This window comes from Bacillus sp. ABA4_010 (assembly GCF_056159105.1).
This window is the reverse complement of sequence record NZ_JBSWUN010000003.1, coordinates 1,118,176-1,140,168: the sequence shown is the minus strand read 5'-3', so window position 1 is coordinate 1,140,168 and position 21,993 is coordinate 1,118,176. Positions and strand designations below refer to the sequence as shown.

Here is a 21,993-nt window from a genome sequence, read left to right as displayed (position 1 = left end):
TTCCTCCTTTTTTGAATGCGGATTCAATTTTTCAGTAAGTGAATACGCACCTTTTGAATGCGCATTCGATATGATGATTGAATTAAACTTATCACAATATTCAGATATTGTAAATTCCCATTTTTTAGCTTGTTGTGGACTTTTCTACTTGACTTGCTAAAATCACTTCTTCTGCATTTAAAATGATGTTTTCAATCGGGACCGGCTTAATTAATAATTTCGTTAACAACATGGCGAACAGTGAAATAGTCCCCATTAAAACGAACCCGCTCACAAGCGAGAAGGCTTGCGTAACAACTCCCATAATAACAGGACCAAAAAACATGCCGCCTGAATAAATGCTTTGGAACAACCCCATTCGCGTCGATCGTTGATACTCTGGTGTCCCTTCAATGCTTAAAGATGTCACAACAGTAAAACATAGTCCAAAACCAATGCCCATGAATGCCTGTAAAACAAACAAGAGTGGCAATGCAGATGCAAAAGGAATAATCATGGCGACAATTCCTTGCAATAGAAACCCTATCATCGCGGTCTGAACAAGTCCCAGTTTCTTATAAAAGAAGCTCCCGCATAAAGCTGCTGCTGCCCCGTAAAAAATAAGATGGGTATTCGCCAATAAACTAATAATAAACGGATTCGCTCCTAATTCTTTTGCAACAATCGGTGTAAACGTATCTCTCGTGCCAAACAAAACCATCATCGCAATTGTTCCCACAATGGAAAGAATCCAAATTTTACGGTCTGTTAGCTGCTCGGTAAACGTGCTCATTTTGTATTTTTGCACTACTTTTTCCGGCTCCGTTTTTTCCTTTACAAAAAAGAGAAGAACAAACGCAAGCGCTCCTGCTGCTGCTGCCGTTAAAAAGCTATATTGATAGCCATATTGATTTGCAATAATTCCGCCAATCGTCGAGCCGACTAACGACCCTACAGGAGAAGCAACAGACAAAATGGCCACTGCTTTCACTGCTTCTCTTGCGCTGAATAAAGAGGCAAACATAACATTATAGATGACCCATGTTGCACTTGTTAAGCCGTCTGATAATTTTCCAATATAGAGGGTTGTTGCACTTGGATACAAAAATGCCACCGTCCATGTCACAATGGTAATAAGTAAGCCAGCTTGTAAAAACAGCTTTCTCCGATGAAGCAAATCCGATAAAATCCCTACAGGTAAACGGGTAAAAAGTGACGTCAGCCCAGCTGCTCCAATAATGCTTCCAATGATAGCCGGCTGTATTCCTAAATCCGATGCATAAGCTGAGATGAACGGGTCAAATGCGGAGATACTGATAAAAAACAACACGCTAATAAAAAAGAACAACACAATATCAAAACGAAACAAGGACTTGTTCAATTTGCCACCCCATCTTCATTTAGTTTGTCTTTTTTCGTGCACATACAAGCTGCCTTCCGCTCAGGTTTAGCAAATTCGGCATGACTTGTCGAACTTGCTAAATCAATCTACAGAGTTTTTACCAGACGGTCCATCCCCCATCGATCACGATCGTTTGACCTGTCATCATGTTCGACGCATCTGAGGCGAGATAGATAACCGCACCAAACAAATCTTCTTCTGTTGCTAAGCGACCTAACGGAATGCGTGATAACACATCTTTTTTGAACTCTTCGTCTTGAAACATTTTTTCTGTAAAAGGCGTTTCAATAAACGTCGGAGCAACTGCATTAACTAACACATTGTCTTTCGCCCATTCAATCGCCAGCGCTTTCGTCAGCTGTGTTAATCCACCTTTACTTGCACAGTATGCACTGCGAAGGTAATAACCGACGAAAGCCATTTGTGAAGACATATTGATGATTTTTCCTTTTTTCTGCTCTTTCATCTGTTTGCCGACAGCCTGGCTGAGAAAAAAGACGCTTTTTAAATTAATGTCCAACACTGCATCCCAGTCCTCCACTGTAACGTCTTCGGCTTTTTTCGGGATGTTCACACCCGCATTATTAATCAACACATCGATTGTCCCCATCTCTTCAATAATGTGCTGAACAGCCTGAGGAATTTCTTTCACATTTGTCAAATCGAAGGCTAATACCATCACTTTCTGCTCATAACCTTCTAGTTGCTGAATGGTTTCCTTTACAGCAGCAAGCTCGCTCTCGTTTCGCCCAATTAATACGATATGGGCTCCATGACTTGCTAGAAAAATAGCTAAAGACTTACCAATCCCCTTGCTTGCACCTGTTACGACCATGACTTTTTCATTCAATGAAAATAGCTTTTCAACTTTTAGCATGTTCTTTCCCCTTTCAAGAAAATAGAAAGCGCCTTCATTCAATTGGATAATATAATTGTCGTGCTCGCTGCTTTAAACAGTTAAAACAGCGAACTTCCGACATCTCCTAAACTTTAAAGCTGAATCAATCCTAATATAACAAGCTGGAAGACAAACAAAGCAAGTAACATGTACGTGTACTTATCCATTACCCCTGGCAGGATAGAAGAACCGTCACTGTCTGTCGTTTTTCCTTCCGCCATTAATTTAGCCCGCTGACCTTTAAACGTAAATTCTTCAAAGTTTACTTTTTGCTCTGACTTGATTAGCAAGCTGGCAGCGTAACCGATTATAAAGGTAAGTATACAGCCGATTGGATAATTCCAAAGCCAGTTCACCACTCCGAGCTTTCCAATATAGACCGTTGATGCAATCCCAAGTACAAATCCGAGGGCTACCCCTTTATCATTCGCTTTTTTCGTAAACATTGCCAATAAAAACATCGCTAAAATCGAGCCTGAGAAATAAGAAAGATAACTTCCAACCACTTTCAAAATAGAGGCGGTCGTGCCACTAAATGTCATTAATGTAAAGCCAATTAGCAATATGCCGAACGTCAATGTGAAAATCATTGATACTTTTAATGACGCTCGTTCGCCCTTTGTAATAAATTTTTCATAGATGTCTTTCACAAATACTGTCGTGACAGAGTTGAGCACTGAATCCACACTTGACATCGCAGCGGAGAAAACTGCAGCGATAATAAGGCCGAGTATGCCGACTGGAATATAGGAAGAAATGAACGTAATCATAATATTATTCGAGTTATCAAATTCTTGTCCTTCAAAAAAGACGTACAACAACACACCGATGATCATGAACAAAAAGTACGTAATATTCATAACAAATCCACTGATGCAAATGGACTTTTTCACTTCTTTCACTGATTTAGCTGCAAACATTCTCTGTGTTTGTGTCTGATCAGTGGCAAAATATTTAAGCCACATAAACAATCCACCAATTAATGCGACCCACACGCCGTTTTCAAGCTTAATGTCGGCAGAAAAATCGAGGGCAGTGAGTTTTCCTTCTTGCTTAGCAACACTCATCGCTTCGAAAAAGCCCATTTCTAAATTCGTAAGCAAAATAATAACTGTTGCGATGACGCCTCCCCAAAGCACGAACATTTGAATAGCATCTGTCCATATAACAGCTTTAATTCCCCCAAGCAATGTATAGACAATGGCGACAGCTACTACGACAGGAACAACGGTCGTTAAAGACCAGCCTGTAAACGTTTGGATAATTAATGATGGGATAAAAAGAAAGGACCCGACTTGAATTACATTCGAGGCAATAAACCCGAGTACAACGAAAAAGCGGCTCGTTCCTCCTAAACGCATTTCAATATATTCATAGATAGAGGTGACTTTTAAATTGTAGAAAAACGGCAAAAATATCGCTAGTGTTAGCGCCATAACAAGCGGAATACTAAAGTTCAGCATAAACGCCATTAAGCCCGAGTTGTATGACCAGCCCGGCCCTCCTACAAAACCATTTGCACTGATGGTCGTTGCTGCGATGGAAAGAGCTATCGGCAATGTCGCAACAGATCTTCCGCCGACAAAGTAATCTTCCTGTGTTTCATTCCCCTTGCTTAACCGATATCCCATTACAATGAGTCCAATCATATATACGGCTACAATCATCATATCAATCGAATTCATTTGCGGCCCCCCCTTTTTATATGTCTGTTTTCTTCATTACTCAGGATTTACGATGCTTTGTGTACGTTCAATGATGTCAAGCCCTTGCTGCTTTAACCAATAAGGAAGGTCGATGAGCACCCAGTTTTCAACAAGTTTATCTCCTTCTCTGTAATAAACATCGACGACTTGCATATCTGCCCGAATTTCGCCACCCGGAAGTCCTAAAAACCCGCCTATTGGAGTATTGGATAAATTTGGCCAGCCAAAAAAGCAAGCGAAGTTCCCTTCTGCAAACCGGCAAACGTGACCGTTAAATTGCTTATCCTTTAAATTGCTTCGAAACGGCAGCTGATGTTGCTCCTGATACCGCGGAATCGTATAGCTGGCCCCAATCCCTGCAGGTCCATACCAAATCATATCTTTTGACCATGTCCGTTCTAACACTTCAGGCGGACAGCCCATTGCACCGCTTTTATTCAGTTCGCTCAAATCATTCACCATTTTATTCACAAGTGCCAGCGTTGCCGCACTTTCTTCTTCGTTCGCATCTTCAAACAGAAGACCATTATGATGCCTCGGTCCTGGATAAACGAAATAGCTTCCCGTTGATGGTGGCAAGGGATTGACACCTGCTTGCTGCATAAACCCGATAATGTCAACAAATAAGCCTGTCTGTGTAATTTTTCCGTTCTCGACGCAGTTAAACTCAGCATAACGTAAATTAATCATTTTCCGTGTATGCCGGACTCCAAGCCAATCCGCATCAAACAATCCCATAAAATGTCCCATGCTCATGACCCACTCTTCCCCGCTCACTTCATTCGTCCCGCCGATAAAAATATCCTGACGCCGCTGCATCCGTGTTAAAGACGTCAATAATGGCGTCCAGAATACTTCTGCTACACGTTCTGATCCTGTTTGCTCTCGAAAAGGATAGACCCCTCTCCATACATAATCTTCACTCGTAAACTCCTTCAATACCTTTTCTACTTCATCAGGGGCAGACTGTTCCAATGCCGCAAAATAATCTAACACTACTTTTTTAGCTGCTGTATATTTCCCCATAACGCCTTTCTCCTTTCTCCCATGCCACACTATTTTTGAATGCGGATTCAAATCATTCCAATAGAAAGCACATTCTTACCTAACTCTCTCTCAACATTATTTGGATTAACATTACATGCGTAACGTATACATCCAAATCAACTTGCATACGCATTCAAAAACAAGTAATTGGACACTACAAAGATATATTTATATGAATTATACAGTGCTGGAAAAAAAGAGTAAATAGATAATTTTTAATTTTCCAACAAATATAAAAAAATAACTGTAAGATCTTTCCTTTATTCCTCACTTACTTTTTCCATATAAAGAAGAAACACTCTTCTCTCCGCGGTCCATTTACGTTTTTGGAGGAGAGAAGAATGTTTTTACAGCTAATCATTGGGAAGATCGATTATCCACCTTACACGATAGGAGGAGTTATTTTGTGACTCTTTTCACATGAACTAGGCAACACTATTCAGCATATTGCCTTAATTCTTGATAGTGCGGCGGCTCCTCCTTTTTTACTTCCGTTCCGAGGATGTAATAATCCATTGTTTCTTTTGAAAGTTGTTTGTAGTCATTTCGTTTCAACAAATAAAAGACCATTCCGAATACCGACCATACGATTAAGGCGATGAAGGATGGTGTACCAAGCGAAGCTGGTGAAGCCGGGATAAGAAGCAAGCCCAAAAATCCAAGACTGAATACCGCTCCCATTAAACAAAGCCATTTCTTCATTGGAGAAACTGTCCCTTCGCTTCCACTCCACTTAAACTGTTTGTACGCAGTGCAGCACGTATAGAAGTAGGCAATCGTGACACCAATTGAGGACATGTCTACGATCCATAATAATACTTGACGGCCAAACCACGGAGCGATTAAACAGAAGCCACATGTAAACAAAATACCGATATAAGGTGTACCATGTTTGGGATGAAGCTTTGAGAAGGCAACAGGGAGGATATTGGCTCTTCCCATTGAAAACATTAACCGGCTCGCTGATACATAAAAACCATTTAACCCTGTAAACACTCCCATCAAAACGGAAATCACAAGTAAGGTTACACCCATGACACCTAAAGTTTGCGATACAACATCACCTGTTCCCCATATTGGCTGTCCTGTTGCCAGCTGCTCCCACGGCATGCCGACAGCGGTTGCTGCTACCATGCAAGAATAGAGGAGCATCGCAAAAATTAAAGATGAAATAATTAACGAAAAAGCTTTTTTCGGTGAAAAATTAAACTCTTCAGCCGCTTGTGGAATATTATCAAAGCCGACGTAAGCCCATGGTGCAATCGCAACGATGGCGATAATACCGGAAATTGGTGCAATTCCTTGTTTAAACAATGGGGTCATATTTTCGAAGCTTGAAGCTGGATGAAGCATCATACTCGCTGTTAATAACACAACGCCAAGAACGAGAATGACGCAGAAGATGAATTGCAGCTGACCTGACATGGAGGAGCCTTTAATATTAAACCAAGCAAAGAATAGTAGCGCCGTACTTGCGATCACCACTTCGCCTAAATAAACTTGCCAGCCGCCAATTTCATATAAAAAGACGGTGTTTGTTAAGGAAGGAAAAACAAATTTTCCAAGTAAAGCTAAGGCAGAAGCATTTAATGCAACAATACAAATGTATCCAAGCGTTAAAAACCAGCCGCAAAAGAAGGCATGATGACGGCCAAACCCAAGATAAGCATATGTAAATCCGCCCCCTGATACCGGGAATTTTTGAATTAGTACACCAAAGCTAACAGCAATGGTCATCATAATGACGGCTCCAATTAATAACCCAATCATAACACCAAGCGGTCCTGCTTTTGCCATCCATTCCGTCGGTAAAATAAAACATCCCCAGCCAATGGCCGATCCTAATGCAATCGCCCAAACCCAATGCGGCTTAAAGGTTTTTTCAAGCTGCGCTCTTTGTTCCATCTTTCTTCCCCCTTTGTTTAATGAACTTACCTTAAATGAAAACTAAATATTCAGTTTTTATAAAGTGTACTTCTGTCCTTTCATCCGATTGTGTTCATTAAAAGCGTGACATCGACCTTTTAATGAACACAATCCTTACTTACCTTAAATCTCCGCAAACACCGCTTTCACTGTTTCCACTAAAAATCTCAAATCATCTTCAGTCGACGACAACGGCGGAGCGATGATGAGAACGTTGCTATAGCCTGGAATCGTGTCTCCATTTTTGCCAATAATGAGTCCTCTTTCTTTACAAGCGGCAATGATTTTTCCAACGAACGCATCGGCTGCTGGCACTTTTGTTTCTTTGTCTTCGACTAATTCAATGCCATATAAAAATCCGACGCTTCGAACTTCTCCAACCTGCTGATGAGAAATCAGCTCCTTCAACTCACCTAAAATGCTCTCGCCTAAATATTCCACACGAGGAACAATGTTTTCTCTTTCAATAATTTCAATGTTTTTTAGTCCCACTGCACATGAAGCAGGGTGGCCGCCATAAGTAGAAACATGACGGAAATGATTTTGGGCTCCATCTTCTTTAAATTTCTCATAAATTTCCGCTTTTACTGCTGTCGCCCCAAGCGGTAAATATCCGCTCGTTAATCCCTTTGCCATCGTGATAATGTCTGGCTGCACTCCTTCAAAGTGCATAAAACCAAACATTTTTCCTGTTCGCCCAAAACCTGATACAACTTCGTCCATAATTAACAACACATCATGCTTTTGACAAATTTCCGCTACTCGCTGTAAATAACCGTCGGAAGGGATAATAACACCACCGCCAGAGATAAACGGCTCCATAATAACACCTGCGACCGTTTCAGCCCCTTCCCACACAATCATTTGCTCAATCATTTCCGCTGCTACCATATCCGGGTCTGCTGTATCGCCGAATGGGGAACGATAGCTGTATGGCGGCTGGACATGGAGGAATCCAGGTGCAGGCGGATCATATCGCTGCCTGCGGTTCGCTTGTGCCGTTGCACTTAGCGCGCCTAATGTGCTTCCGTGGTATGCACGATAGCGTGAAATAAATTTATATTTTCCAGGATTGCCGTTTTGTGCATGATATTGGCGGGCGATTTTAAACGCTGTTTCGTTTGCTTCTGATCCGCTGTTGGAGAAAAACGTTTTATAATCGCCGCCCCCTAACAGCTCACTAATCTTTGCCGAAAGCTCAATCGCCGGTTCATGACTTAATGTTAACGGTGAGTAAGATAGCTTCATCATTTGCTCGGCTGCCGCGTCCACAATTTCCTTTCGGCCATGCCCTAAATTTAAGCACCATAATCCTGACACCCCGTCAAAATAACGATTGCCGTCTACATCATAAAACCAAGCCCCTTCTCCAGATGATGCGATGACAGGATTTCCGCCTTCCACATGCTTATACACCGCATGCCATAAATGCTTTTGATCTTTTTCCACTAATTCACTTTTTTCTACTGCCGTTTTCATCCCAATCTCCCCTTTATGTGAAATATTCATAAACCATGAATCTCTCATTTTATTGTTCGTTCGTAATGCCGCTTCCAAGTCCCGCGCCGTCTTCAATCCATACTTCATGACCAGCATTGACAAACGTGACAACACTTGCCGGGGTCATCGCCACTCGATTTTCGTTATTTTTAATCTCTTTAGGAACTCCAATAATCATCTCAACACGTCCCATCTTTTCTCATATTTTTTTAAGTTACATCTTACAGCAACAGCATAAAGCCAATGATAAAAATCATGGAATGCACAATCGTAAAAAACGACTTTTCTGATATTTTCGTATGAAGCCATCTGCCACCAAACGCTCCTGCGTAAATAAACGGAATGTATAACAAAACGAATAATAAGTCTCGGATCGATAAAATGCCGAGGGACAGATAAGAAAGTATTTTGACAGAATCCATAATGGCAAGCAGAACAGCAATATTCGCTGTAAACGCATGTTTATCAATAGATCGGTCATTTAAAAAAAGAACGATTAGCGGCAATCCCCCGGAATTGGCAACCGCCCCGACAAACCCTGATGTGAAGGCACCTAATTGAGAAAGAATGCCTTTTTTTAGTTGGGGCGCTTCTTCTTCACCCTTCGTTTTTTTTCGGGACAGAAAAAGCAGCAATCCCATGAAGATAGCGATAAGGCCAATTCCCGGTTTTAACAATTCATCATTTACATACGTTAAAATCCCGCTTCCAAGCAATGTTCCTATCAACGCCATTGGCAGCAATTTCTTAACTAATGTCCACTGAATGGATTTTCGATGCGTTCTCGCCCCGGCAAAATTACTGAACCAAAGAATCGGGGCGAGCATCGTGACTGCTGTTGCCGACGGTACGAATAATGTTAAAATTGGATTTAAAATAATCCCGGCTCCAAAGCCAAAGCCCGCTTTTGCCACACCGCTAATAATCGCGAATAAAATGAGAACCCCCACCACGAAGGTGTTCATCCTACTTCTGCTCCTTCAGTCCGCTTCGTTCATCGCGTTCGAACATAAACGGTTTTCCATTCTGTATAAAACTTAATGGCATGACCTCCTAATTCACGGAACCCACCGATCCCCGTTGACTTTATCCCGCCAAACGGCATTTGCGGTTCACTGTACGTAGACGGCATATTAATATGAACAAGACCTGACTCAATTTCATCTACATATTTCATGGCAGACGGGATATCCTTCGTATAAATCGTGGAAGACAAACCATACTCGATGGCATTTGCTTGTTTCAAACATTCCTCAAAATCAGAAAACTGAATGAGTGCAAGAACAGGACCGAATATTTCTTCCTTCGCAATCGTCATATCTTGGGTAACACGATCAAATAATTTTGGCTTAATGTAGTAGCCTTTTTTCGCCCATGTTTCTTCCGGTTCATCTCCTCCATAAATCAGTTCAGCTCCTTCTGCTTTTGCTTGGTGAATATATGACCAAATTGTCTCGTATTGTCGTTTATCAACAACCGGTCCAATAATCGATGTTTCTTCCGTCGGTGGACCGAGCGTGACCGTCTCTAACGTTGCCAACATTTTTTCTTTGAAAGTGGAATAAATCGACTCGTGGACAAAAATTCGGCTCGTCGCTGTACAGCGTTGCCCTGCATCTAATAAACCGCCAGCCACAATGTCCTTACATGCCTGTTCAATATCGGCATCTGCCATAATGATGAATGGATTTTTTCCGCCCATTTCCGCTTGAAAACGAATCCCTCTTGACGCTAGAACTTTATTAATGATCGTTCCCGTTTTATTAGAGCCCGTAAAGGTGACTGCTTTAATTTGGTCATGTTCCGCAAATGTATCGCCGACTAGCGGACCATCCGCAATCACCATTGTTACAAGATTTTCAGGTACACCTGCTTCCTCTAATAACGACATGAGCTTTTGCGAGATAAGAAGCGATTGATTCGCTGGCTTCCAAACAACGCTGTTCCCCGCTACGAGCGCCGGTGCGATTTTCCAAATCGGAATCGCTAACGGTACATTCCACGGTGTAATCACACCAACCGTTCCTAACGGCTGCTGTTTCGTATAACTAAAGACACCTTCTTGCCTAGATGGAATTGTTTCACCTGTCATTCGGTAACCTTCTCCGGCGAAAAATCGTAAGATCGACACCGTTCGGTGAACTTCTGCTACACCATCTCGCAAACATTTTCCAACTTCTGCTGTCAGCAGCCTTCCCCATTCTTCTGCGCGCTCTTCCAATAAGGATGCGATATGAAATAGTAGCTCTCCTCTTACTGGAGCAGGCTTTTTCTTCCATTCCTTTTGTACTTCTGCAGCAGCTGTAATTTTTTCTTCTACTTCTTGTTTGTTCATCATCGGAAATTGTGCCAACACTTCCCCGTTCGATGGATTTAACGATACGTACAATTCTTGTTCCAACACATTTTTCATTTTGTTTCCTCCTTGTCATCGTTAACATGGTCATTTGTCATTATGTAATGACAAATGACTGTATGCCTTCTTTCTCCCCTTCATTCATCCCTCACTTATTTCCATTTCGAAAAAGTGAATAAATAGACTTTTTATTCTGAACATTCGTTACAAATAAAAAAATCATTTGTAACTATGTAATTACAAATGATTATAAAATAGATAACTAATCTTTCAATCATTCTTGTTAGCTTTCCTTACATAAAATTTCACTGTTCTGGAAATGAATTGTTTTGGCGTATTTGAACGACCTTCGTTCCTTTCATCATTTGATCCACTTCAAAACTAAAGCGCGAACCGATATAAAGCACATTGACCTTTTCTAACGGAATATCATCTTCAAGGTATACAATCCCGTCCCACGACATTAACGGCTCACTAATCGGAACGTTTAAGAGCTTCGCTTCTTGTTTTGACGCTTTAACCGCTCGAAAGGTTTGTTTTGAACGATGCGGATGGTATCCTTTTTTAGCAAAATGCTCATAAAGAATGATTTGCTCCAAATCTTCTTTAAATAATTGCGGGTCTAAATAACAAGGAATAATCGAGTGGCGAATAACTAACGGTTCATCATTCGCAAGTCGTAAACGAACAATGCTAAACAACGGATCACCTGGCTGCACATTCAACATAGCTGCTAATTCGTCTGTTGCCTCAATCGTTTCTTTTTTTATTAGTTTCGCGCTATGCTTCAAGCCAATCTCGGCTATTTCTTCGGCGAATGTACTGAAGATGGCCGCATTTTGAGTAAATACTTTTGGTGATACAAATGTTCCAAAACGTCTTTTTTTCACTAAATACCCTTCCTGTACTAATTCGTTCAGTGCCTGGCGAACGGTCGGCCTACTAATAGTATAGATGGCGCATAGCTCAAGCTCCGTCGGGATTTTATCGCCGCTTTTATAAACTCCGCTTTCTATTTGCTTCAACATAATATTTTTTAATTGTAAATAATACGGTACTTTACTCTCAAAATCTATCAATCATGTCAGCTCCTTTTCCCCTTAACATCATGCAACCTTCTTTTTATATAAGATTACTCGAAGAGGTACAGAGTCGCAACCGCCATATTCTATTTATATCAATTGTTCTAGAAAACTTAGCATGACGAAAGAGTCTTTTTTGAACACCCTTCCATTAAATAAAAAGGGTGACTAAAATGGAGAAAATATCCCCTGTTTAGTCACCCCCCTACAAGTTCTATTATTTCACTGAACCTGCAGCTAAGCCTTGGATAAAGTATTTTTGCAAGAATAAGAACATGATAATCATTGGCAGCATTCCAAGAAGGGATCCTGCCGCGACAAGTCCTACGTCATTTGAGTATTGTGAAAAGAATTGTGATAGCGAAACCGTAATCGTATGCGCTTCAGGATCTTGCAGGAAGAAGACGGAAAATTGATAGTCATTCCATACAAACATGCCGGTAATAATGATGACAGACGCGGTCACCGGCTTCAATAATGGAAACACAACTTTGAAGAAAATCGTAAGACGACTTGCTCCGTCAATCATTGCTGCTTCATCCAATTCTAATGGAATGGTTGAACGAATGAAGCCCGTATATAAGAAAATCGTCAGTGGAAGCCAAAATGAAACATGAACGAGAACGATCGCCCAAATGCTGTTTAATCCGCCAATATCAACGATAAACTTATAGAGCGGAACTAAAATGGTTAACGGTGGCACAATCATGATCGCCACAAAGGCAAAATACATGAACTTATTTAACTTACTCGTAATTCTCGCCAACGGGTAGGCCGCTAATGACCCTAATACAATTAACAATGTAATCGATGAGACAGTAATGATGACATTATTTAATAAAGCTGTCCCCATATTAGCTTGTTCCCAAGCGTTTTGAAAGTTTGATAAATTGATTGATTTCGGAAACAGCCACTTTGAACTGCTGTCATCCTGCCCTTTTAACGATGTCGTAATCAGAAGATAAAATGGAATGATATGCAGTAAGCTAATGACAATTCCTAACATTGTCCATACTCTTGTCTTCTCTCGATCCATTATGCTTCAACCTCCTTGCGGCGTAAGTAAAGCAATGTTACCATGCTAATGACAATAATGATAAAGAACATTAAATTCCCAAGAGCGGCTTGCGTACCCCGCATCTTGTCTAGCAAAATATAATTGATACATCATCGTCGATAATGATTGTGAAGCATAACCTGGCCCACCATTTGTCATTGCTACAATGACATCAAATAATTTAAGTCCGTTAATTAAATTCAAGACGATGTTAATCGTAATGGACGGAATGAGCAGTGGAAGGGTAATATTTTTAAACTGCTGAAAACTTGATGCTCCATCTAATCGAGCTGCTTCATAATAATCCTTTGAGATTCCTTGAAGTCCTGCTAAATAAATAATCATGGCGATCCCAAGAAATTGATACGTATTAACGAACGTAATAATCCAAACATTCAACGTCGTATTTCCGAGTAAATTCGTTTGTTCTCCTCCGAAAAGCGCAATGACATCATTTAACGCGCCTCCATTATATTGGAAAATAAAGTACCAAATATACCCCATAATAAGAGGACTAATAATAACTGGTAAATAGACAATCGTTCTTGTTACCGCTCTAAATTTCATGCTTTGGTTCAGTAAAATCGCATATAATAATCCAATTCCATTTTGAAGAATCGTACTTCCAATCCCATAAATGAGCGTATTTTTCACGATTAATTTAACGTTAGGGTCTTCTATCATGCGTTTGTAATTTTCAAGCCCTACCCAATTCATCGTTTGTGCATACCCGTTCCAGTTTGTAAACGAAATTTTTATACCATTAATAAAAGGATAAATAATAAAAACAGACATTAACATGATGACCGGAACATACAGCCAATTGATATGGAGCCCCTTCTTATTTTGAAGCGCTTTTAGTTTGGACATCGTCTCACTACCTTTCTGCTATTTCACGAACTATATAAATCGATCTAGAACATTCGACATGACCAAAGAGCGGTCATGCCAAATGTTCTAGACCTAAGCGGCTGTCACCCCCCTTACGGGGTTGGCGCCATCCGCATAGGTGAACCTTTGAGGGCCCATTCAAGTGGTCTGAATAACCATTGTAAATGTTCTTGAATCAAATGAAGATGTGTCGAGTTATTAAATAGAATATATAAAGAAGAGAGAGGAGTTACCCTCCCTCTTTTTTCAGTTGAACTTATTGCTGGGAATCTAAACGTTCTACTTCCTCTTTCATTCGTTCAGAATATTGCTTTGGTGTCACTGCTTCTGATAGCACTTCTTGTCCTAACGTTGTCATAACATCCCACATTCCATTCGGAAGATATAGGCGGTCAAAGTATGGAAATACGCGCACATCGGCATATTGATCGTAATACGCTTTGTACATGCTCTCTGCTTCAACGCCGCTAATTCCAGCCGGCAAACCGGAAGCTTCAGCCATTTTCTTTAAATTCTCAGGTTCGGCAAAGAAGGCTAACAATTTTTTCGCTTGCTCTTTCTTCACAGAATCTTTCCAAACACCTAACGTATATCGCTCGCCGCCAACAAATGTAGGCTCGTCCCCTTCATGAATGGCAGGAATCGGCATCAAACCGGCATTTGTGTCAGGATTGATTTTTTGCGCTTCTGTGACAAAAGAAGGTGGATACATCGCAAAAGCAATTTTATTTTCAGCAAATAAACGCGGCCCATCAGAATACTTCGCTGTTAAAACGTCTTTGTTAATATAGCCTTTATCGTACATCTCTTTAAATTGCTCCGGTAAAAACGTCCATTTTGACCAATCAAACGTACGATTTAAAAGATTTTGACTTTCATCATGTCCAGCATCGCTAATTAATAATGGTGTAGCAAAATAGTCGAAATACTGTCCAATTGTCCAAGGATCAGACCCTGCAAAGAAAAATGGGGTTACGTCTCCGTTACTTTCTTTCACTATTTTTTCGGATGCCGCCATTAATTCATCAAACGTCGTCGGTACTTCTACTCCGTATTGTTCTAACACATCGATATTATATGAAAGCCCTTCTTTTGCTTCATTTAATGGCAAAGCATATACTTTTCCTGTCTCATCCTTCAGCACCGGTGAAATGGTCTCGGTTAAATTGGCTGCCCACGCCTCTGTGCTTAAATCTTCTAAATAGTCACCGTAACGAATTTGAGCCCATCCATGCGTATCAAATACATCCGGCATATCATTTGCCGCCATTTTGACTTTCAATAAGTTTTCATATTCTCCGCCAGGGAAGTTCGTTTGAACCGTAACCCCTTCATTTTCCTTTTCAAATTCATCAATAATGCTATTCATCGTCTCTTTTAAATTTTCATCTGAAATGGTTGAGAACAGTGTAATCGTATTTTTGCTGTCTTTTGATGCAGACTCATTGCTGCCGCACCCTGCCAGCATTCCCCCAAGCAATACAATTGAAGCAAAGCCTAAAAATTTTTTCATTCTCTCTCTCCTCTACTTTCGGTTTATTTGCAACCGCTTTCTTAATGTAATGATAGAGGAAAAGTGCGCTGTCACTCAACGGTAAAAAAAACGAACAGAAATTATATAAATTTGCTATAATGAAAGCTATCAAGCTATTCACCACACATTTTACACATGTTGGAATTTATAAATCCCTTACCATTCATCACGGTTTCATGCAGGAAGAAAGACGGCTATCAACTAGGAATTTGCACGCTTATATTGACTATTTAACGATAGTGATGCAACAAACAAATGGAACACCGTTGTTTGTTCAGCATGTAAATTGAACTAGATGCTTTAATCGTAAAAAAGGGTTTCATTCTATCGTCATAATTTTGTGGATATTATATTTTTTTGCTTTGTAAATTATATTTTTTATTACGAAAACAGCCAGACTGAAACGATGCAAAAAAGGAGGAAGCGACATGTCTATATCAACAAATCATCAAAATCATGGATCGTATATATACCGTTTTAAAGAAAAAGAGTTGCACCGAGTCGCTCAACTATGGTCCATCGGCTGGGATGAACAAACGTCTCCTTTATATAATTGGGATTTAGCAAACCGGAAAGATTATGGAAACTGTATTTTTCAATACACGATTTCGGGCGGAGGAGAAATTGAAACAAACGACAAGAAATATATTATTTCTCCAGGAGAAGCTTTTATTGCGGATATTCCTCAAGATTTTCGGTACGGTCTGCCAACCGGTCACGAAAAATGGGAGTTTGTTTACATTACATTATTTGGCGATTTTGTGCGCGATCATTGGAAAGACATTCAGCATAAAACTGGACATATTATTCGTCTGCATCCAGAATCTAAACCTATCCAATTATTAACCGAGCTGTTTCATAAAGCGAGTAAGCAAGCATTAACGAACGGCTATGAAGCCTCCTCTCACGCTTATCAATTTACGATGAATTTAATTCAATATTTAAATGAGACCGAAAAAGAATCTTCCCAATGGCCAGACAGTATTATCGTGTCCACTATGTTTGTGAAAAACCATTATCAACATGACATTTCTGCAGCAGATATGGCAGATGCCTCAGGCCTGTCCCGTTATCATTTCACCCGCCAATTTAAAGAAATTGTTGGAGAAACACCGGTTCAATACATTAATAAAATTCGGATTCAACGAGCTTGCGAACTGCTTCAAAATACAAAAAATACGTTAGAAGATATTTCTAAAAGAGTCGGCTATTCGAGTCCGAATTATTTTAATAAAGTGTTTCGTTCCACTGTAGGCATGACACCTGGAGATTACCGCAAGCAGCATCAAACGAAAAAAAGCAACTAAAGTAAAAAGCGATGGCGCCCTTCGGACTCCATCGCTTCTTCATTCTATTACTCTAAAATGAGTTGACCTTTCGGGTAATTAATCGTCACTTTTTTCCCAGGAGCTACTCGATTTTCTAATATATCAAGGGCTACTTGCAGCGCGAAGGCGGAGCGCTCCAGTTCGGCCATCTCTGCCTCATTATCCCTCTGCTTCGCCTCGTTTAAAAGTTGCTCAACACGAGTCGTCTCATTGATAATCGTTTGATGGAGTTCATCTGTAAACGCATGATTTTGTTGAATTTTATCCATGTTCTTTCACCTCCGCCCGTTCATAACCCGCTTGTTGCTCTTTACTTTTTTTCTTTCCCTGACGCATATTTCACCGAACAGCAAGCCTTTTTCATTTTAGTTCAATCTCTTTCCCTGTCTTTAAATCCATAATATTCGTATTGATTTTCGGCACACCGATTTTTTTACTTGCCGGTGCTTTCTGACCATTTTCCACCCAATCTACAAGTAAATCAAACGCTTGGTGTGCATATGGAAGCAACGGTTGAAGCTGCTTTTTCGCATCTGCTCCTTCATCCCATACAAGGCTGTCAACATGATTTCCTTTTTCAATTGTATACAAACGATGCAAATGCCCCTTCCCTGCCTTTTTCACGAGCTTTTCGTACGGCTCGGCATGGATGGACGGGAAAATGAGGGCATCCCATGAACCGGTAATGCTAATGAGCGGCACGTTAATATCCCCTGTATTTTCAATTTTTCTCACCGCTTCCCTCACATTGTCAGGTCGGCTGAAATAATGATAGTGGGCAAAAATGGAATCATACGTCCGTTCGCGAATCCCTTCCTTTGTAAAAGTCAAATAGTCGCGCCAGCTAATGCGGTCAGGGGCACTTGGGTCGAATTCATCCCGATAAATATTGAGGGTAACGAACCAATAAACTTGGTCATGATAGCGCCAAAGCGGTTCGGACCCCTTCGGCAGTCCGGCTTTATACATTTCCTTTACCGCTTTTTTCTGTTCTTTTCCTTGACCGTTCAGTGCCTTTTCCGCCCAATTTACAATTGGGGTTAAGGAGCTAATTAAGTTTGGATCATCTGCTCTCCATAATACACCTTCCCAGTCTACTCCGCCATCAAATAAAGCTGGCTCCCCTGTTTTTTCAGGACCATCATGCTCTAATGCATATCGGACAACATACCCACCGTTGGAGATACCGATTGCGTATGTAGGAATTTTATGATGCTCTGTAATGAGATGGCTTGCTGGATTCTCTTTATGATTCATTGAAAGAAGCTTTTCACGGTAATGATCCGCCAAATACGTTTGTGCTGCTTTTGTTACTTGCCTGAACCGTTCATTCCATTCCATTAAATGATCGTCTTCAGATACGAGCGCATTCTTCACCTTCGCAAGTGGATCAGCTGGGTCGGTTTCCCCTTGTGTTCCTTTATCAATCGCTGCATAAGCAAATCCCTTTTCTAAAACGAAATCACTAAACAGCAAATCTGTAGCCGTTTCATTTCGTGTTGCGGGAATTCCGGCGACAACGAGTTTTCCATTCCATTCATCTGGTATTCGAATAACAAATTTTGCGTCTTCAAACATTCCATTCACTTGCACGCCTGTTACTTCCGCTGGCTTATATAAACGATGCCAGCCTGTGCCCGCTTGATGATCTCCCCATTTATAAGGAGTTAATGCAAGATTGCCGAAAACAGTCGCTGCAGTGTATTGGGCAGGATTTTTCGTGGTAAGCCAATTCCCGTCTTTCCCATCAAACTTCGTTACAATCACATTATGCGCCCCCTGTATAACCGGAGATTGAACGGCTGATGCACTTGGCTGCATATCACTCGGTGCTGCGTACGGCAACAACAATGCAGATGCTGCGGCAAAAACGATTAACCGTTTTTTAAACAATTGTACCCCTCCCTATTCGAAAAAATCAATAAAGAAAACGTTTACAAATAACTTTTGCTTAAAAAAGGCAATAGTTTGTAATATCTAATATATTACCAAAAAAAGGAGGTTTCAGATACAATCTAATGACCCATATCCATCACTTCGTAAAGATGGACAACCTAACAAAAGTGCCGAATTTCTCCAGCACTTCTGAAAATAATGGGAGTTAAGTGTTATCGACCTCTTAAATAGCGCTCATACAGCTGATAAATTGCAGATAAACCAACAAGCCAATATACAAGAGTAATAATAGATGGAACAGATGCAAACAGCAACTCGACAAGGTTGAAATCAAGCGCTACAAACAGCCAATTAAGTCCGCCGATAATGAGCAAAATACTTGTAAAAAACGAGAGAAATCTCATGATGCCACCTCCCATATTGATTGTAAGTGTTTCCATACATCATATGTTGCTTGTTCCTTTTTGGCTTATAGGCTGGACATAATTGAATCTTTCGTCCTATCCAGCGCTTTTACCACTTAATAAAGCAATCGTGAACACATGATCTCTCTGTTTTCTTTACGATATCTTTACACAATCCTTACAATCCTTCCCATTCCCTCATGCTAAAATTAGAGCGAACATGATAGTCTACGAATGTGAGGTGGTTTTGATGAAAAAACGTCCAAAGATTTTAATTTTGACGGCTGCTTTCGGCAATGGTCATATACAAGTCGCCAACGTATTAAAGAATCAATTCATTCAGTCACATGAAGCAGATGTTATCATCTCCAGCATTTATGCGGAATCCTATCCTACCTTGACCCCCATTTCAGAAAATGTTTATTTAAAAAGCTACACACCTGTCGGCAAACCGATTTACTCTCTTTGTTATCACGGAATTGCCAAAGTGTACGATAAAAAAATTGCGAAATGGTTTGTCAATCTTGGTAGAAAACGGCTCGCCTATTTAGTAGAAACGGAGCAGCCAGATTTGATCATTAATACGTTCCCCGTTTTAGCCGTCCCTGAGTTTCGGCGCCGGACTAGAAGCTCCATTCCGGTATTCACCATCATTACAGATTATTGTTTACATAAAACATGGGTTTCCCCTGAAATCGATCATTATTTTGTAGCAACTGAAGCGGTTAAAGACGCTGTCTGCCGTCTCGGAACTCCCCACTCAAATGTGACGGTTTCCGGTATTCCCATTCGCCCGATTTTTGAGCAGGTTAACGATTGTCCAACCCTTCTCGAAAAATACGGATTACATCCTCGTCAAAAACGCATTCTCATTATGGCTGGAGCCTTCGGTGTATTAAAAAGCATGAATAAAATGTGCGAAACCCTTCTTTTAGAAAATGACTGTCAATTAATCGTCATTTGCGGAAAAAATAGCAAGCTAAAAAACGAGCTGAGCATATTGGCTGAGCGCTTCCGAGACCGCCTGCTTGTATTCGGCTATGTAGAGCGAGTCGATGAATGGTTCCGTCTTGCCTCCTTTATGATTACAAAGCCAGGCGGCATCACGTTAACAGAAGCGGCCGCTGTCGGTCTTCCAGTTATTTTATACAAACCAACACCTGGACAGGAAAAAGGAAATGCCCATTATTTTGAACAACAAAATGGAGCTATGATTGCTCATAAGCTCCAAAATATTTATACTCACTCATCTTATTTGCTTCAGCATGAACGAGCTTTAATTCAGATGAGTCACTCCATGCAATCTATCTATCGCAAACAGGCAGCTACAACGGTCGCAGAAGAAATTATGGAAACGATGCATCGTGTTCGCCGTCCATTCTACCGAAACGCCTCTTATTGAATGCCAAAAGGGCGAAAACACCTGCCGCGTGCACTTCGCCCCTTCTTTCTTCCTCTTTTCATAAATTTCACTTTACGCCCGCATCGATGATTTCCTGCCCCCCGCTTGTTTATCCATTTAGGCATCATCACAGGAACGGTATGCTCCAACTTAAAATGGATTAGTCAGCTCCGCTTTCTTCCTGGTTATTTATTAATTTTAATTGGTTTATATAAATGTTTATGAGAAATCAACCCGTTTGAACACGCTGCCATTTTTAATCATTGAGTATTTCTTCTATTACAAAAACGTCACTACTTTTCCAATTAACACATAAAGAAATGGAAGCATAATCATGACAATATTAACGATAATCCCCCATTGACTAAACTCGTCCGTTCTATAATGGGTATATGCAAGGAACAATCCTAAAGGCGCAAGAAACATCGGCATTAAAATATATGCCGCTTCCACATCTTGATTTTGTTTCGGGGTGTATCGTACAAAATGACTCATAAAGCAAATCCATTGAGTCGTTCCAATGACAAGAGAACATAAGCCAAATACAGAAGGCCACTTCCTACTCCGCTGTCGAAACGTTTGATTCAACATTAACTCCCCTTTTTTCCTTTATGGAGAAATTCCATTTACTCTCTATTCAACTATGGCATAGTATTCACCCTATACGTTCTTTCCTAGCAGTGAAACATGAGGTGTTCACATCAGCTTCATATCTTCTAACAATCCCACCATATGTTCAAATATATTGACATTAGAACTGTTCGCCTCGTTTTTTTATAATTTCAAGACATTTGGTTATCTTAACAACTAAGAACATTTTACAATCAATGATTGGCAAACACTTTCGATTAAGCAAAAAATCGTTCTACAAAAGATGGTGCGCATAATGTTATTAACTTGGCTCTTCAATCAGCAAATGACTTTACCTACGAACTCATACATGTTGTATTCTGTTTCTTTCCATCAAGTATTAGAACTTCAACAAGACTACCTTCATGCTCTCAAAACGTATTGGTATGACCATAATTTTTTGACAGTCAAATGGTGGTTTTTAATTGCTCTGAGCATAATTCCTGCCCTCATTTGGTGGAAGCTTCTCGATAAAAAACATGTCACCGAAATTACGGCGTTCGGTCTGTTTTATGGAGTGGCCGCTCTCATTCTTGACTCGATTGGCAGCAATGCGATGGTATGGGCGTATCCATACAGTTTGACACCATACTTAAACCCGCAATTTTATCCATACGATGTAGGGGTTGTCATCATCCCTTTTATGTTAGTGTATCAAAGGTGGAGAAAAGATTTCAAAACATTCACCCTTTTCACAGGGGTGTTGTCTGCGTTTCTTGCCTTTGCAGCAGAACCGTTCATGGAATGGCTAATCATTTATGAGGAAATCATTTGGAAAAACATCTATTCTTTTCCGATTTACTGGTTGTTAGGAATACTTTGCTTTAAAATCATCCAATACTTCAAAACCATTGAAAAAACGTCTACACAAAAAGACCTGTCATGACTTTTAGACAATGTCCGCGCCATTTGACAGGTCTTAGATCATTCAGTTTTGCTACTTATTATGCTCTCT

At 40.5% G+C, this 21,993-nt stretch carries 18 protein-coding genes and 2 pseudogenes; 3 read left to right on the top strand and 17 right to left on the bottom strand.

The genetic code is table 11. The features are described from left to right. Nucleotides 1-124: 124 nt before the first annotated feature. From ACXAEO_RS06820 to ACXAEO_RS06760, 13 genes and pseudogenes are all read right to left on the bottom strand, one after another. Nucleotides 125-1,360 (bottom strand): MFS transporter, encoded by a 1,236-nt coding sequence (locus tag ACXAEO_RS06820; RefSeq protein ID WP_474879533.1) that lies wholly within the window; start codon nucleotides 1,358-1,360, stop codon nucleotides 125-127. A 118-nt stretch (nucleotides 1,361-1,478) separates the two neighbouring features. Beyond that, nucleotides 1,479-2,258 carry an SDR family NAD(P)-dependent oxidoreductase gene (locus tag ACXAEO_RS06815; protein ID WP_474879530.1) on the bottom strand — a complete coding sequence of 260 codons (780 nt, stop codon included), beginning with the start codon at nucleotides 2,256-2,258 and terminating at the stop codon, nucleotides 1,479-1,481. A gap of 113 nt (nucleotides 2,259-2,371) precedes the next feature. Then, nucleotides 2,372-3,964, bottom strand: coding sequence for a sodium:solute symporter family transporter (locus ACXAEO_RS06810; RefSeq protein ID WP_474879527.1), 1,593 nt, complete (start codon nucleotides 3,962-3,964; stop codon nucleotides 2,372-2,374). A 36-nt stretch (nucleotides 3,965-4,000) separates the two neighbouring features. Then, a complete protein-coding gene (locus ACXAEO_RS06805) occupies nucleotides 4,001-5,011 on the bottom strand; it encodes a hypothetical protein (protein WP_474879524.1) in 1,011 nt (336 codons plus the stop codon). A gap of 456 nt (nucleotides 5,012-5,467) precedes the next feature. Then, a complete protein-coding gene (locus tag ACXAEO_RS06800) occupies nucleotides 5,468-6,937 on the bottom strand; it encodes an APC family permease (RefSeq protein ID WP_474879521.1) in 1,470 nt (489 codons plus the stop codon). A gap of 144 nt (nucleotides 6,938-7,081) precedes the next feature. Continuing rightward, entirely contained in the window at nucleotides 7,082-8,437 is a 1,356-nt protein-coding gene (locus ACXAEO_RS06795; protein ID WP_474879518.1) for an aminotransferase, read from the bottom strand. 55 nt (nucleotides 8,438-8,492) lie between these two features. Continuing rightward, nucleotides 8,493-8,636 (bottom strand): annotated as a pseudogene (locus tag ACXAEO_RS06790) (alanine dehydrogenase); the annotation flags it as partial. 43 nt (nucleotides 8,637-8,679) lie between these two features. Continuing rightward, nucleotides 8,680-9,423, bottom strand: coding sequence for a sulfite exporter TauE/SafE family protein (locus ACXAEO_RS06785; protein ID WP_474879515.1), 744 nt, complete (start codon nucleotides 9,421-9,423; stop codon nucleotides 8,680-8,682). Between the two features lie 29 nt (nucleotides 9,424-9,452). Then, nucleotides 9,453-10,871, bottom strand: coding sequence for an aldehyde dehydrogenase family protein (locus ACXAEO_RS06780; protein ID WP_474879512.1), 1,419 nt, complete (start codon nucleotides 10,869-10,871; stop codon nucleotides 9,453-9,455). Nucleotides 10,872-11,119: 248 nt separating this feature from the next. After that, entirely contained in the window at nucleotides 11,120-11,893 is a 774-nt protein-coding gene (locus tag ACXAEO_RS06775; protein WP_474879509.1) for a GntR family transcriptional regulator, read from the bottom strand. 220 nt (nucleotides 11,894-12,113) lie between these two features. After that, nucleotides 12,114-12,932 (bottom strand): carbohydrate ABC transporter permease, encoded by an 819-nt coding sequence (locus tag ACXAEO_RS06770; RefSeq protein WP_474879507.1) that lies wholly within the window; start codon nucleotides 12,930-12,932, stop codon nucleotides 12,114-12,116. After that, nucleotides 12,932-13,754, bottom strand: a pseudogene (locus ACXAEO_RS06765) (carbohydrate ABC transporter permease). Before ACXAEO_RS06765 ends, ACXAEO_RS06770 begins: the two are co-directional and overlap by 1 nt. Before the next feature lie 346 nt (nucleotides 13,755-14,100). Further along, complete coding sequence (locus ACXAEO_RS06760; RefSeq protein WP_474879505.1) at nucleotides 14,101-15,357, bottom strand: ABC transporter substrate-binding protein; 1,257 nt, start codon at nucleotides 15,355-15,357, stop codon at nucleotides 14,101-14,103. 449 nt (nucleotides 15,358-15,806) lie between these two features. Between ACXAEO_RS06760 and ACXAEO_RS06755 the strand changes: the two genes are divergently transcribed. Next, entirely contained in the window at nucleotides 15,807-16,685 is an 879-nt protein-coding gene (locus ACXAEO_RS06755; protein ID WP_474879503.1) for an AraC family transcriptional regulator, read from the top strand. A 47-nt stretch (nucleotides 16,686-16,732) separates the two neighbouring features. Here the strand turns inward: ACXAEO_RS06755 and ACXAEO_RS06750 are convergent, their stop codons facing one another. The 3 genes from ACXAEO_RS06750 to ACXAEO_RS06740 all read right to left on the bottom strand — a co-directional run bounded on the left by ACXAEO_RS06750 (nucleotide 16,733) and on the right by ACXAEO_RS06740 (nucleotide 19,006). Continuing rightward, nucleotides 16,733-16,975, bottom strand: coding sequence for a hypothetical protein (locus ACXAEO_RS06750; RefSeq protein WP_474879500.1), 243 nt, complete (start codon nucleotides 16,973-16,975; stop codon nucleotides 16,733-16,735). 91 nt (nucleotides 16,976-17,066) lie between these two features. After that, complete coding sequence (locus tag ACXAEO_RS06745) at nucleotides 17,067-18,527, bottom strand: alpha/beta hydrolase (RefSeq protein WP_474884001.1); 1,461 nt, start codon at nucleotides 18,525-18,527, stop codon at nucleotides 17,067-17,069. Nucleotides 18,528-18,814: 287 nt separating this feature from the next. Continuing rightward, on the bottom strand, nucleotides 18,815-19,006 hold the full coding sequence (locus ACXAEO_RS06740; protein ID WP_474879498.1) for a DUF378 domain-containing protein: 192 nt from the start codon (nucleotides 19,004-19,006) through the stop codon (nucleotides 18,815-18,817). 250 nt (nucleotides 19,007-19,256) lie between these two features. Here ACXAEO_RS06740 and ACXAEO_RS06735 point away from each other — a divergent pair, with 250 nt between their 5' ends. Continuing rightward, nucleotides 19,257-20,408 (top strand): MGDG synthase family glycosyltransferase, encoded by a 1,152-nt coding sequence (locus ACXAEO_RS06735; RefSeq protein ID WP_474879496.1) that lies wholly within the window; start codon nucleotides 19,257-19,259, stop codon nucleotides 20,406-20,408. Nucleotides 20,409-20,687: 279 nt separating this feature from the next. Here the strand turns inward: ACXAEO_RS06735 and ACXAEO_RS06730 are convergent, their stop codons facing one another. Beyond that, nucleotides 20,688-20,999 carry a hypothetical protein gene (locus ACXAEO_RS06730; RefSeq protein WP_474879494.1) on the bottom strand — a complete coding sequence of 104 codons (312 nt, stop codon included), beginning with the start codon at nucleotides 20,997-20,999 and terminating at the stop codon, nucleotides 20,688-20,690. A gap of 295 nt (nucleotides 21,000-21,294) precedes the next feature. Between ACXAEO_RS06730 and ACXAEO_RS06725 the strand changes: the two genes are divergently transcribed. Next, nucleotides 21,295-21,924 (top strand): CBO0543 family protein, encoded by a 630-nt coding sequence (locus ACXAEO_RS06725; protein ID WP_474879491.1) that lies wholly within the window; start codon nucleotides 21,295-21,297, stop codon nucleotides 21,922-21,924. The last annotated feature ends 69 nt before the right edge of the window (nucleotides 21,925-21,993 follow it).